The 367-nt window shown below is 71.9% G+C and carries 1 pseudogene; it reads left to right on the top strand.

From position 1 onward, the window contains the following. Positions 1–239 (top strand): annotated as a pseudogene (locus J0695_RS42390) (SMI1/KNR4 family protein); the annotation flags it as partial. Positions 240–367 lie beyond the last annotated feature (128 nt).

Below are 367 nucleotides of genomic sequence, written 5' to 3'. Positions count from 1 at the left end.
AGGGCGAGTGCGGCGTGGTGGCCGGGAACCTGTCCGACTTCCTGTGGGTGCTGGCCGACGGCATCGGACCGCTGGAGGCCGTGCTGTACGAGGGCCACGAGTCGCGCCCCGACGCGGCCCTCACCGCACTCGCCGAACGCCACGCCACCACCCCACGCCGCCCGGCCCGCGACATCATCACCGAGGCCTGCACCGAATTCCCGACCTTCGCCGAGGACATCGACGAACTCTGCCGCTGATCCGGGAGGGGAGTGGTCATCGGGAACGGCCCTCGCACCACGTCTCCGCCCGTGACCGCCCGAACGCGACGGCTTTCGCCGGCCCGAAGCTCAGTCCTCCGGCCCCCGGAACACACGCATGCCGGCTC

This window comes from Streptomyces beijiangensis (assembly GCF_017315755.1).
GTDB lineage: Bacteria > Actinomycetota > Actinomycetes > Streptomycetales > Streptomycetaceae > Streptomyces > Streptomyces beijiangensis.
The sequence above is the reverse complement of the archived record's forward strand: the minus strand, read 5'-3'. Positions and strand labels throughout refer to the sequence as shown.